Annotated in this window: 11 protein-coding genes; 6 read left to right on the top strand and 5 right to left on the bottom strand. The window is 60.8% G+C overall.

Features of this window, described 5'->3' with window-relative positions; translation table 11 throughout:
- Window positions 1-15 precede the first annotated feature (15 nt).
- Together CAURI_RS13045 and CAURI_RS13050 are read right to left on the bottom strand one after the other, a co-directional pair.
- Window positions 16-678 carry a GntR family transcriptional regulator gene (locus CAURI_RS13045; RefSeq protein ID WP_010187993.1) on the bottom strand — a complete coding sequence of 221 codons (663 nt, stop codon included), beginning with the start codon at window positions 676-678 and terminating at the stop codon, window positions 16-18.
- Complete coding sequence (locus tag CAURI_RS13050; RefSeq protein ID WP_010187995.1) at window positions 675-2150, bottom strand: fumarylacetoacetate hydrolase family protein; 1476 nt, start codon at window positions 2148-2150, stop codon at window positions 675-677. Before CAURI_RS13050 ends, CAURI_RS13045 begins: the two co-directional genes overlap by 4 nt.
- Before the next feature lie 124 nt (window positions 2151-2274).
- On the opposite strand from CAURI_RS13050, the gene CAURI_RS13055 reads away from it, so the two are divergent.
- Window positions 2275-3639, top strand: a complete 1365-nt coding sequence (locus CAURI_RS13055; RefSeq protein ID WP_010187997.1) for an MFS transporter — start codon at window positions 2275-2277, stop codon at window positions 3637-3639.
- Window positions 3640-3862: 223 nt separating this feature from the next.
- Window positions 3863-5713: an FAD-binding monooxygenase gene (locus CAURI_RS13060; RefSeq protein WP_012715383.1), complete on the top strand. Its 1851-nt coding sequence runs from the start codon at window positions 3863-3865 to the stop codon at window positions 5711-5713.
- Window positions 5714-5887: 174 nt separating this feature from the next.
- Here the strand turns inward: CAURI_RS13060 and CAURI_RS13065 are convergent, their stop codons facing one another.
- Genes CAURI_RS13065 through CAURI_RS13075 form a run of 3 tightly spaced genes read right to left on the bottom strand, consistent with a single transcriptional unit; the run spans window position 5888 to window position 8514 of the window.
- The gene (locus CAURI_RS13065) at window positions 5888-6676 is read right to left on the bottom strand and encodes an ABC transporter ATP-binding protein (RefSeq protein ID WP_010188005.1); all 789 of its coding nucleotides are present in this window, start codon (window positions 6674-6676) and stop codon (window positions 5888-5890) included.
- A 3-nt stretch (window positions 6677-6679) separates the two neighbouring features.
- Window positions 6680-7537, bottom strand: a complete 858-nt coding sequence (locus CAURI_RS13070; protein ID WP_010188006.1) for an ABC transporter permease — start codon at window positions 7535-7537, stop codon at window positions 6680-6682.
- A complete protein-coding gene (locus tag CAURI_RS13075) occupies window positions 7534-8514 on the bottom strand; it encodes an ABC transporter substrate-binding protein (RefSeq protein WP_029158887.1) in 981 nt (326 codons plus the stop codon). Before CAURI_RS13075 ends, CAURI_RS13070 begins: the two co-directional genes overlap by 4 nt.
- Window positions 8515-8866: 352 nt before the next feature.
- Between CAURI_RS13075 and CAURI_RS13080 the strand changes: the two genes are divergently transcribed.
- Genes CAURI_RS13080 through trpCF form a run of 4 tightly spaced genes read left to right on the top strand, consistent with a single transcriptional unit; the run spans window position 8867 to window position 13404 of the window.
- The gene (locus CAURI_RS13080) at window positions 8867-10366 is read left to right on the top strand and encodes an anthranilate synthase component 1 (RefSeq protein WP_010188008.1); all 1500 of its coding nucleotides are present in this window, start codon (window positions 8867-8869) and stop codon (window positions 10364-10366) included.
- A complete protein-coding gene (locus CAURI_RS13085) occupies window positions 10363-11007 on the top strand; it encodes an anthranilate synthase component II (RefSeq protein ID WP_010188009.1) in 645 nt (214 codons plus the stop codon). The genes CAURI_RS13080 and CAURI_RS13085 overlap by 4 nt, the downstream gene beginning before the upstream one ends.
- Complete coding sequence (gene trpD / locus CAURI_RS13090; RefSeq protein ID WP_010188010.1) at window positions 11007-12044, top strand: anthranilate phosphoribosyltransferase; 1038 nt, start codon at window positions 11007-11009, stop codon at window positions 12042-12044. The genes CAURI_RS13085 and trpD overlap by 1 nt, the downstream gene beginning before the upstream one ends.
- Window positions 12022-13404, top strand: coding sequence for a bifunctional indole-3-glycerol-phosphate synthase TrpC/phosphoribosylanthranilate isomerase TrpF (gene trpCF, locus CAURI_RS13095; RefSeq protein ID WP_010188012.1), 1383 nt, complete (start codon window positions 12022-12024; stop codon window positions 13402-13404). Before trpD ends, trpCF begins: the two co-directional genes overlap by 23 nt.
- Window positions 13405-13407 lie beyond the last annotated feature (3 nt).

Raw genomic sequence — 13407 nt, forward strand, 5'->3', positions numbered from 1 at the left:
GGTGGTTGATACTCCTTAGTCGTTTTTCTTGCGATAGGTGCTGAGAGTGGTCAGTCGGTGTTGCCTGGCCACCTTTTCTATGTAGGCGGGTTCGGCTCCAGCCTCGATGAGGCTGAGCAATTGCTCGTGCTCGCGCGTTGACTCTTGAGCTCTCTCGGGCACATACCGAAAGGTTGAGACGCGGTGGTATTCCAATTGCTTCCACTGGTCCACCACCAAGTTCTTCATCCTCTCGTTCGGGCACTTGGAGAAGAGAACGCTATGAAATTCTTTGTTGAGCTGGGTGAATTCTTCTGGATCGTGGAGGATATCGAGCTCCCGCATGCGCTGGTTGATCTCCCGCGCTCGGGCAATATCCTCCGCATCGAGATACTGGGCGGATTGGGCCGTGGCATTTGCTTCTAGCGTGGCCACGATGTCCATGGATTCGTAATAGGCCTCGCGATTGTAGGTGGTCACGCTGGCACCGACGTTGCGCTCGTAGGTGACCATCCCCTCCGCTTCCAATTGGCGAATGGCCTCGCGGACGGGAACCACGCTGACGCCCAGTTCCTCCGCGATTGTTGCCAACACGAGGCGGTACCCGGGCTCATACTCGCGAGTACGAATCTTTTCGCTTATCCAGTTATAGGCCTGTTGGGACTTGCTTTCCCCAGCTGGTAGTGCGGGTTCCGTCATTGACCACCCGCCTTTCCATCACGGAACGCGATGTAGGCTTCCTTATTCGCTCCGGTCGGCGGGAAGAGCCCATCCAGGCTGGCGCCCGTCTCCACCTGGGAGGCGACCCATTCGTCTTCGTGCTCCTTAGCCAGCGCGTCTTCAGCGACCTCGGCTGCAATATCGCGGGGAATGACCACGACGCCGTCATCATCACCAACGATGATGTCGCCCGGGAGAACGGTGGCATTGCCGCAGGAGACAGCGATATCGCTATCCCACGGGACATGCTTGCGGCCGAGAACGCAGGGGTGTGCGCCTTGTGTGAAGACGGGCAGGCCAATCTCCTTCACAGCCTCGTAGTCACGCACGCCACCATCGGTGACAACACCGGCTGCACCGCGGACCTTCGCCCGCAGCGCTAGGATGTCACCCAGCGTTCCGGAGCCGGATTCCTGGCGAGCCTCAATGACGATGACCTCGCCTTCCTTGACTGTGTCGAAAACCTTCTTCTGCTCGTTGAGGCCACCGCCGTGGGACTTGAACAGATCCTCGCGGCCAGCCACAAAGCGCAGGGTGCGGGCAACGCCCACCATCTTGGTTCCCGTAGCCTGCGGGTACACGCCTTCGATCACGGACTGGTTGATGCCGCGCTTGCGCAGCTGGGCGGACAAGCCAGCGGTCGGGGCCTTCTCCAAAGCCGCCTTGAGCTCTGGGGCGAGGCCGCCCTCATCCTTGGGAGGAAGGCCGGCGGATTCGCGGTCGCCATAGGCGTCCTCGCGCTGCTTATCGTCCACGTAGGGCAGGTTGCCCAGCTGCGGGTCGAAGGAGGCGGGGACTTCCTTCGCGGTGGTCTTCAGCCTGCCGGAGCTCACGCCACCTGGCACGTCAACCTCGACCTCAACAACGTCACCCGGCTCAATGACAGAGGAGCCGGCCGGGGTACCGGTGAGGATGATGTCACCGGCCTCTAGTGTCATGTGCTGGGAAAGGTCGGCAACAAACTGTGCGAGCGGGAAAATGAGATCCTCATCGGAAGAGGTTCCCTCTTGGACAACTTCGCCATTGACCCACGTGCGGAGGCGAAGACCCTTCGGGTCGATCCCCTGGGCGTCGATAAGCTCCGGCCCGATGGGGGTGTAGCCATCGCGGGACTTGGAGCGGGTATTGGAACCCTTGTCCTGCACCTTGTAGTCATACAGGCCGATGTCATTCGAAGCCGTCACGTACGCAACGTGCTTCCACGCATCTTCGAGGGAGACATTGCGGGCCGGAGTGCCAATGATGAGTGCAATTTCACCTTCGAAAGCCAGCAGCTCTGTCCCCTGGGGGCGTTCGACGATCCCGCCCGACTCAGCCAGCGTGCTGGTTGCCTTGAGGAAGTAACTCGGGGTCTTGGGCCAGCGACCGCGCTGCGCTGCGCGGGACTCAAAGGCCACATGGACAGCGATCATTTTGCCCGGTTTAACCGGCAAGAACTCAGGTACAGCCATGAAGAATCCTTAATTGTGAACAAATCCTTGCCCAGATCGTATATTATCCCTACCACCACCGCAAGTGGTTCAACTCACACGCACTTCCGTATATGGCACACCACATGCCGAAAGGAATCACACCATGTCGCACACAACTGTCACGCCGGCAATTTCGACGGCCGAACGCCGCCGCGTCGTCGCCGCGACAACCATCGGTACTGCCATCGAGTGGTACGACTACTTCCTCTATGCAGCAGTAGCCGGACTCGTGTTCAACCAGCTGATGTTCGGCCCGCTCGAAGGTGGCCTAGCCACCATCATTTCTTTCCTGACCGTTGGCTTGTCCTTCCTCTTCCGCCCAGTCGGCGCGTTCCTGGCCGGGCACTTCGCCGACCGTCTCGGCCGCCGCGTGGTCCTCATGGTCACGCTCCTCGCCATGGGCGGCGCTACCACCCTCATCGGCCTTCTGCCCACCTATGAAACTGCTGGAATCTGGGCGCCGATCCTCCTCATCACCCTGCGTATCATCCAGGGCATCTCCGCGGGTGGCGAGTGGGGTTCCGCCGTTCTCATGGCGGTGGAACACGCGCCGAACGACAAGCGCGGCCTCTACGGCGCAGGACCTCAGATCGGCGTTCCTGCCGGTCTGCTGCTTTCTTCCGGCGTGCTCTCCATCATGAACACCATCGCGCCTGGCGACGCCTTCATGAGCTGGGGCTGGCGCGTTCCCTTCCTCCTTTCCTTCGTCCTCATCTTGGTGGGCTACCTCATCCGCATGGGCGTCGACGAGTCTCCGGTCTTTGAGGAAATCGCAGAGCGCGAAGAGGAAGAGGCCACCAACCCCATTGGCAAACTCTTCAAGAACTTCACCCCGCTGGTGCTGGTCGCCGCGCTCGTCTTCGCAGGTAACGGCACCGTTGGCTACATGACCACGGGCGGCTACATCCAGCGCTACGCTACCGACCCCGACGGCCCCGTCGCACTCGACCGCGGTGATGTTCTTAACGCGGTGACCGTGTCCGCCTTCGCATGGGCCCTGACCACCTTGCTCGCCGGATTCATCTCCGACTACATCGGCCGTCGGAAGACCTATCTCCTCGGGTTCATCCTGCAGGGCATCGGCGCCGCCGCACTCTTCCCCCTGGTCAACACGGGTAGCCTGGGGATGCTCTACGGTGCGCTCCTCTTCCTCACTGTGGGTCTGGGTCTCACCTACGGTGCACAGTCCGCGATGTACGCCGAGCTTTTCCCCGCCTCCATTCGCGCCACCGGCGTCTCCATTACCTATGCCCTCGGCTCTGTCCTGGGCGGCGCTTTCGCCCCCATGATTGCCGCCTCGCTCGTCGAGGCAACGGGTACCACCTTTGCAGTGTCGGGCTACCTGGTTTCGGCCTCGATTATCGGCTTTATCTGCACATTTATCCTGCGTGAGCGCAAGGGAATAGACCTCGGCGCAGAGCACGAGGCCGAGCAATCCCAGGGCCACTTCATCTTCAGCCAGCGCTAGACGACGCCCCTCCACCCATGCGCTCCCCTTTCTGCACAAGCCATTGTGCGCGGGGGGCGCATCATATATGATTCTCATATACGACCCAGCTCACATCCTCCTGAAGCCTTGAACTGAGTCACCAATACAACGAGCGAAGCTCACATAGAAGTGGGGGAGCAGTCACCACCCCCATCACTCTCTTTGTTCTCGTCCACTACAACCGCCAACTAAGGAGTCCACAGTGCAGTTCCACCACAACGGCTATGTTTCGGAAGATCCCCGCGTGCACGAACCTGCCGGATACGGCATCGATCGCGTCTCTGAACTTCCGGATGAAATGGACGTTCTCATTGTGGGCTCCGGTCCGGCCGGCATGATCGCAGCCGCTCAGCTAGCAATGTTCCCCGACGTCAACACGCGCATCATTGAGCGCCGTCCTCACCGCCTTGAGTTGGGCCAGGCCGACGGCATCCAGTCCCGTTCCGTGGAAACCTTCCAGTCCTTTGGCTTTGCCAAGGAAATCACGGAAGAGGCCTACGAGATCACGGAGATGTCTTTCTGGAACCCGGATCCGCAGGATCGTTCCAAGATTATCCGCGGTGCTCGCCCCATCGATGACGAGCAGGGCATCTCTGAATTCCCCCATCTCATTGTCAACCAAGCCCGCGTGCTGGACTATTTCGCTCGCTATGCGCACCGCGCCCCGGGCCGCATCACCCCGGATTACGGCTGGACCTTCGTCTCCCTTGAGGTAAGGGAGGGCGAATACCCGGTAACGGTCCACCTCGAGGATGTCGACGGCAACCCGCGCGACGTACGCGCCAAGTACGTCGTCGGTTGCGATGGTGCTAAGTCTCGCGTCCGCAAGTCCATCGGCCGCTCCCTCAAGGGCGACCAGGCTAACCACGCGTGGGGCGTCATGGATGTCGTGGTTGACACCGACTTCCCAGACTGGCGCACCAAGTGTGCCATCCACTCCCAGGCCGGCTCAATCCTGCACATCCCGCGTGAGGGCGGCTACCTCTGCCGCATCTACGTCGACCTCGGCGTCGTGCCCGAGAATGACAACCACAAGGTCCGCTCCACCCCGATTGAGAAGATCATCGAGAAGGCCAACGAGATCTACTCGCCTTACTTCATCGACGTCAAGATGGTTGCTTGGCACTCCGTCTACGAGGTGGGCCACCGGCTCGTCGATGCCTTCGACGATAACGACGACGATCCACGGGTCTTCCTCACCGGCGATGCCTGCCATACCCACTCCGCCAAGGCCGGCCAGGGCATGAACGTCTCCATGCAGGATGGCTTCAATATCGGGTGGAAGCTCGGTCACGTCCTCGACGGCCGCGCCCCGAAGGAACTCCTGACCACCTACCACGGCGAGCGTCAGCCAGCTGCTCAGAACCTCATTAATTTCGACCGCGAGTGGTCCACCCTCATGGCCACACCTACCGAAGAACTCGATGATCCGGAGGCAGTGGAGAAGTACTACGTCGCCGCGGAGGAGTTCGCCGCTGGCATGATGACGCAGTACGAAGAAAACCTGATCGTCGGAACAACACAGCACCAAGATCTGGCTTCCGGCTTCCCGGTGGGCAAGCGTTTCAAGTCCTTTGAGGTTCTTCGCCGCTGCGATGCTTACCCTCAGCACCTGGGCCACCAGCACACGGCCGATGGCCGCTACCGCATCTACGCCTTTGCCGATGCCCCCAAGGCCGGAGAGAACTCCACTCTTAGCGAGTGGGCCGAGAAGCTCGGCCCCATCCTGGACAAGTTCACCCCGGAGGGAGCTGATGAGAATACCTACTTCGACGTGAAGGTTATCTACCAGCAGACCAACCATCACGATTATGAGATTCTTGACGCCCCACTGTTGTTCCGCCCGCGCAACGGCAAGTTCAACATCCCGAATTGGGAAAATGTCTTCAACGCTCTCCCTGGCGACAAAGACATCTTCGATGCCCGCGGAATTTCCCGTGACGGAGCGGTGGTCATCGTTCGCCCGGACCAGTACGTAGGCGCTGTTCTCCCTCTCGATGACCCATCAGCAGTCGAGGACTACTTCTCCTCCGCGCTCATCAAGCTCAAGTAGATCCACTCAAGCTCCCGCAGCTTCACACTAAAGAGGGCCCAGCACACGCTGGGCCCTCTTCTTGTGTCATCCCTTAGAGCCCCACTGAAATGCTAGTGCCCCACAGACAAGAAGAAACCTAGGTACTGCCAAACACAGCACCTAGGTTTCACGTGAAACAACCACGGAGGAACGCTACTGCAAGAGGGTCCTGTCGGAAGTCGCGCCCTTGATCTTCGCAAACTCTGCCATGAGATCCTCCACCGTGAGCTTTGCCTTTTCCTCGGCATCAGCGGAGTAGATGATCTCTCCCTCATGCATCATGATGAGGCGGTTTCCCACCTGCAGGGCCTGTGCCATATTGTGCGTCACCATCAGCGTGGTGAGCTGCCCTTGCTCGACAATGCGCTTCGTCAGTGTGGTCACCAGCTCCGCGCGTTGCGGGTCGAGGGCAGCCGTGTGTTCATCCAGAAGCATCACCTTCGGGTTGGTAAAGCCGGCCATGAGCAACGACAGCGCCTGGCGCTGGCCGCCGGAGAGCAAGCCCACCTTCGTTCCAAGGCGCTTCTCCAAGCCCAGCTCGAGCGACTCCAGCTGTTCCACAAAAACAGCCCGGCGCGCGGAGTTGAGGCCCAGGCCGAGTCCGCGCTTCTTGCCGCGCAGATAAGCGAGTGAGAGGTTCTCCTCAATCGTCAGGTTCGGCGCTGTACCCGCCATAGGATCCTGAAAGACGCGCCCAACCTTCCTCGCACGCTTATGCTCCGGCTGGTTCGTCACGTCTTTGCCGTCGATCGAGATCCTTCCCGAATCCGGGATGAGCCGGCCCGCAACGGAGTTCAGCAGTGTCGACTTTCCCGCACCGTTGGAACCGATGACGGTAACGAAGTCACCAGGGGCGAGTTCCAGGGAGACTTCGCGAAGCGCACGGCGTTCATTAACCGTTCCCGGAAAGAAGGTCTTTGAGATCTTGTCTATGTTGAGCATGATTTAGGCCTTCCTTTTCCCACGTACCCGCGTCATGCGAGGCACCAGGAGAGCGACGATAACCAGCAGCGCCGTAATGAGCTTCATGTCATTCGGGTTGAGACCCACCTGCAAAGCGGCGAAGATGATGAGTCGGTAGATCACGGAACCCAGTGCCACCGCCACGACGGCCATCCACAGGCGCGACTGGGGGAGTACCGCCTGCCCAAGGATGACGGAGGCCAGACCCACCAGAATGAGACCAATACCCATCGAGATATCGGCAAAGCCTTGATATTGCGCGATGAGCGCACCGCACAGACCCACCAGACCGTTGGACAGAGCCAAGGTCAAAATCTTGGTGAAATCCGTGGACACGCCAAAGGAGGTGATCATCTGTTGGTTGTCACCGGTGGCGCGCAGCGAGAGGCCCAAGTCCGTAGACAGGAACCACACAATGAGCAGGCAGAGCACCACCGCGCCCACAGCGAGCAACCCCACCCCGGCCCAAGTTCCCATGACGGCATCCAGTGGGGTGAATACAGAATCCTGCGTCAGCAACGGCACGTTAGCGCTGCCCATGATGCGCAGGTTGATCGACCACAGACCGATCATCGTGAGGATGCCAGCAAGCAGCCCATCGATGCGGCCCTTCGTGTGCAAAAGTCCGGTGATGCAGCCAGCCACGAATCCGGTGGCGAAGCCAGCCAGCGAGGACAAAAAGGGGTTGACCCCATTCGTAATGAGCACGCCGGCAGTTGCAGCCCCGGTGGTGAAGGAGCCGTCGACCGTCAGGTCTGGGAAATCAAGCACACGGAACGTGAGGTAGACGCCCACGGCCATCACCGCATAGATGAGCCCAAGCTCGAGTGCTCCAATCACAGCGTCTCAGCCTTGTCTAGAATTTCCTGCGGTACCTCAATGCCCTGCGCCTTCACTGCGTCTTCGTTGATCACGTAGGTGTATTCAGATGCAGTTTCCACCGGGGTTTCGGCCGGGTCAGCGCCGTCCTGGAGGATGCGCAGCGCCATCTCACCGGTCTGGCGGCCCAGCTCCTTGTAGTCAATACCGATGGTGGCTGCAGCGCCGCCTTCAACGGCACCGGAGTCCGCAGCGATGACCGGGATGGTCTTGTCATTCGCTACCTTGATGAGCGAAGAGATGCCGGAGACGACCATGTTATCGGTCGGAATGTAGATGGCATCGACATCACCCAGCGCCTCCACGGCCTGCGGGATCTCCGTCACGGAGGTCACCGTCTGCGACTTCACTTCAATACCCTTCGGCTTGGCTGCTTCCGTCAGCTGTTCGACCTGCACCTTGGAATTCACCTCAGCGGAGGAGTAGACGACGCCCACAGTTTTGGCGTCCGGGACCAGCTGGCTAATGAGCTCTACCTGCTCCTCGATGGGCGCGGCGTCAGAGGTACCAGTGACATTCTTGCCCGGCTTATCCAGCGCCTCCACGAGCTCCGCCTCCACGGGATCCGTCACCGCAGTGAACAGCAAAGGCTTGTCCTTGATGGACTTGCTCATTGCCTGACCCGCTGGGGTAGCGATGGCCAGGTAGAGGTCGTGATTAGCATTTGCCATCTGCTGGGAGATGGACACCGCAGTACCTTGCTCGCCGTTGGCATTCTGAACATCCCACTCCACATCCACGCCCGCCTCTTCGAAGGCTTCCTGGAACCCTTCTGCCGCGGCGTCGAGAGAGGGGTGTTGAACCAGCTGGTTAATTCCGATGGAGTAGGAGTCTCCGCCTCCGGAATCCCCGCTGGCGCTTTCCGACGACGAGGAGCAGCCCACGAGGGCAGCAGCGCTCAGGGCGATAGCTGAGAGAGCAGCAGCAGTTTTATGAATATTGTTCCCGCGCGGGGGTACTCTTAGCCCTGCAAAAGCTATAGTTCTACAGTTTTAGAGTTGTACCTCACACCGGCTAGCTGCATGTTTCTTGTATCACTCTCGATTTAATGAGCTCGGACCACCATCAGGCCACGGGGGTACCCGAATGACCTTTATCTGTACGACAGAAGGTATCGGTGTTAGAGTCAGTGATGTGAAGAACACTTTTAACCTTTGGTGGTGGCGCGCGTAACCCGCGGGCCTCGTTCTTCTCCCAGTTTTTAAGGCCCGCAGCTGCGGGCTTTTCGGCGTTTTGCTCTCTTAATAAAGCTCGCGGCAGCACTCACTATCGTTTAAAGAAAGACACAGTATGCCGTTTACAGCCAAACGCAAGGTCAGGTACACACCAGACGCCAGCGCGCTCTTTTATGCCCTCGCCACACCGCAGGATTCCCTGCTCTTAGAATCCGCAGACATCGAGTCCAAGAAGAACCTCACCTGCATCGCCATCACCAAGGCTGCGCTCAAGGTCGCATGCCGCGGCCAGGAGGTCACCGCAACGGCCTTAACGCCAGCCGGTCACCTGCTTTTAGATGAGCTTCGTCAGGACTTCCGCTTCAGGATGAGCCAGGACGGTGAGGACAGCGCCACCTTTAGCTTCGAGCTCTCAACCGAGCACGATGAGCGCGCCCGCCTCCGCGCCACCTCCACCGCGGATATCCTTCGCACACTGCAGTTTAGCCAGCCCTATTCCGGCGAGTCGCTGCCTTTCCTTGGTGGGGGATTCGCCTTCGACTACATCGATACCTTCGAGGCGCTGCCGCCGGTTCCTGATGGCCCTAACGAATACCCCGATTATGAATTTCTCGTAGCCGAGCACGTCCTCACGGTGGACCACCTGACGCAGACGGCAAAGATTGAGGGGTGGGGCGTCGACAAGCACGCCCTCGAAGAGGAGCTCGACCGGGCCGCCGCCACCGGACCTATTACTCCCGAGGCCCCCTCACCGCGTGAGACCATCAGCGCGCGCGCCTCCATCGACGACGCCGCTTTCCGACGCCACGTGGAGCGCCTCCAGGGCAACGTCCACGCCGGCGATATCTACCAGGTCGTCCCTTCCCGTGCGTTCAGCCTCGACTGCCCGGATGCCTTTGCCGCCTACCGCACGCTGCGAGAGACCAACCCCTCGCCGTACATGTTCTATGTCCGCGGCGCAGAGCACGAGCTTTTCGGTGCTTCCCCTGAGTCCAACCTGAAGTACACGGCCAGCGACCGGCAGGTACAGCTCTACCCGGTCGCCGGCACCCGCCCGCGCGGTGCGACCCACGAGCTGGACATCCGCAATGAACTGGAAATGCGCACGGACTCCAAGGAAGTCTCGGAGCACATCATGCTCGTGGACCTAGCGCGCAACGACCTTGCCCGCGTCGCCGTCCCCGGCACCAGAAAGGTCGCCGACCTGCTCCAAGTCGACCGATATTCCCGCGTCATGCACTTGGTCTCCCGCGTCGTCGCCACGCTGCACGAGGACTTCGACGCCCTCGACGCCTACCGCGCCTGCATGAACATGGGCACGCTCACCGGCGCTCCGAAGCTGCGCGCCATGGAGCTCATCCGCGAGACCGAAGGTACTCGCCGCGGCTCCTTCGGTGGCGCTATCGGCTACCTGCGCGGCGATGGCTCTATGGACAACTGCATTGTCATCCGTTCCGCCTACGTCAAGGATGGAACGGCAGTCGTCCAGGCCGGCGCGGGAGTCGTGCGCGATTCCGTCCCGCAATCCGAAGCCGATGAAACGGTCCACAAAGCCTACGCGGTGCTCAGCGCCATCGCCCAGGCACACAACGCAAACCTGGAGGTCATCCGATGAATCCGCACGTTGTCCTCATCGATAACCACGATTCCTTCGTCTACAACCTCGTCGACGCGCTCGCCGGCTACAACACGACCGTCTTCCGCAACACCGTACCGGTGGAGGAGGTCCTCGCCCCACAGCCCGACATCATCATCCTTTCGCCCGGCCCCGGTCATCCGCGCGACGCCGGCTCGATGATGCAGCTTATCGACGCCTCCCTCGGCCGCATCCCCATCCTCGGCATCTGCCTGGGCTTCCAGGCGCTGCTCGAGCATTTCGGCGGCACGGTCGAAGCCTGCGGTCCAGTGCACGGTTCCTCTGTGCCCATGACCCTGACCGACGCCGGCGCGAAGCACCCGCTCTTCCACGGGCTCACCACTGATTCCGAGCCAGATAACCCGAACTACGTGGGCCGCCTCGTCCCCGTTGCGCGCTACCACTCCTTAGGCTGTGCGAACATTCCCGCCCAGATGCGCAGCCTCGCCGAGACCGAGACCGCTATCGGACCCGTCACCATGGCGGCAGAGACTCTCGACGGCAAGGCACTCGGCCTTCAATTTCACCCGGAATCGGTTCTAACACCGACGGGACCAATCATCATTGAACGCTGCATCAAACAACTTTCTACTCAACCTACAACGAAGGGAACCAAGTAATGACAGACAATAAAGCACTAAAGATACTGCAGGAATTCCTCGATATCTCCGAGCCAACGCTCGAGCAGGCTATCGAGGTCTTCACGCCACTGACGGTAGGGGAGTACGACGATATTCACATCGCTGCCCTCCTTACCCACATCCGTACCCGCGGCGAGACCTTCGCCGATGTCGCCGGCGCGGCCCGCGCATTCCTTAATGCCGGCCATCCGTTCCCAATCACAGGCAAGGGGCTCATGGATACCGCGGGAACCGGTGGCGATGGCGCTAACACCATCAACGTCACCACCGGCGCGTCGCTCGTCGCCTCCGCCGGCGGGGTCAAGATGGTCAAGCACGGCAACCGCTCCGTATCTTCCAAGTCGGGCTCCGCGGACGTCCTCGAGGCCCTCGGCATCCCGCTCAATCTCGATCCGGACCGCGCGGTTCGCCAACTCGAGGCCTCGAATTTCACGTTCCTCTTCGCTCCTGCGTATAACCCGGCCGTTGCCCACGTGCAACCGGTGCGCAAGGGACTCGGGATTTCGACTCTCTTCAACACCATGGGCCCGCTGCTCAGCCCGGGCCGCCCGGAGTTCCAGATCATGGGAATCGCCAACCCCGAGCAGGGCCAGCTCATCGCCGAGGTATTCAAGGATCTGGGCCGCACGCGCGCGCTCGTCGTCCACGGCGCCGGTACCGATGAGATTGCCGTCCACGGCACCACCCAGGTCTGGGAGCTTCGCGATGGCACCATTAGCCACTACGAGCTCACCCCGGAGGACCTCGGTATTTCCCACCACGAACTGGCTGACCTCGCCGGCGGCAACGGGGAAGAGAACGCAAAGGCCCTCCGGGCTGTTTTCGCCGGTACCGGTGAGCCCGCCCACCACGACGCGATCGCCGCTACCGCCGGCGCGATGTTCTACCTCAATGGCACTACCGACTCCATCCACGAGGGCGTCACGCATGCCGACCAGCTCATCAAGAATGGCACCGTGGCCGCTTGGTTGAAGAAGCACGAGGAGGCGAACTATGGCTCTGCCGACCGTGCTTGAGGGGATCGTTGCCAAGCGCCGCACCCATCTTCCCGCCATCCGTGAGCGCCTGGCACACGTGGACCTCGCTGCTCTCCCACGCTCAAAACGTTCCTTCTACGATGCGCTCAACGGCACCAACCGTTTCATCATGGAATGCAAGTCCGCCTCGCCATCGCTGGGGCTCATTCGGGAACACTATGAACCTGGGGCCATCGCTCGCATCTACTCGCGCTATGCGTCGGCTATCTCCGTCCTCTGCGAACCCGATCGCTTCGGTGGCGACTACGACCACATGCAGACCGTCGCACTGTCCACGCACCTGCCCGTGCTGTGCAAGGACTTCATCATTGATCCGATCCAGGTCTACGCCGCGCGCTATTTCGGCGCCGACGCCATCCTGCTCATGATGTCCATCGTCGATGACGAGACTTACGCGGAGCTCAAGCAGCTGGCGGATTCCCTCGGACTCGATGTCCTTACCGAGGCAATCACCGAGGAGGAAGTCGCCCGCGCCACCGCATTTGGTATCGACGCCATCGGAATTAATAACCGCAACCTCCACGACCTCAGCATCGATCTCACTCGCTCCGAACGCCTTTCGCACCACGTCCCGTCTGGCAAGGTCATCGTCTCGGAGTCCGGTATCCGCGACAACCAAACCGTTCGCCACCTGGGTTCTCACGCCAATGCCTTTCTCGTTGGCTCGCAGCTCACCGGCACACCTGACATCGACCGCGCCGCCCGCGAGCTTGTCTATGGCCACAACAAGGTCTGCGGCCTCACTACGTGGTCTGCGGCCCAGGCCGCCCGCGCCGCCGGCGCGATCTACGGTGGTCTCATCTTCGAAGAGGCATCGCCGCGCAATGTTTCACGTGAAACCGCGCTCGATATCATCGCTCATGAGCCCGACCTTAACTATGTCGCGGTCTCACGCCGCACGACCGGTTGGGAGGACCTGGCCATCGATGGCATCTCTGCCTTGCAGATCCACGCACCTTACCAGGGGAGCACAGAGGCCGAGCTCGAACTCATTGAGTCCGTACGCGCAGCAGTGGGGGAGCGCCAGGTGTGGCGCGCCATCGACATGACGGCACCCCACGGCCCGGCCCTCGCCTCCGCGCTTGCCGACGCCGTCGACCTCCTCATCCTCGACTCCGCCACCGGCGGCACCGGCACCTCCTTCGACTGGACGTCTGTTCCGGACGAGGTCAAAGCAAAGTCACTTCTCGCTGGGGGCCTGAAACCAGAGAACCTCACCGAGGCGCTTCGCGTCGGCACCGCCGGGTTGGACATCAACTCAGGGGTCGAAGTGAACGTCCGAAAAGACAGTGCACTCATCGCTCAAGCCTTCCATATTATTCGTCACTTTACGTATTAATTC

The organism is Corynebacterium aurimucosum ATCC 700975, assembly GCF_000022905.1.
Taxonomy (GTDB): Bacteria; Actinomycetota; Actinomycetes; order Mycobacteriales; family Mycobacteriaceae; genus Corynebacterium; species Corynebacterium aurimucosum_F.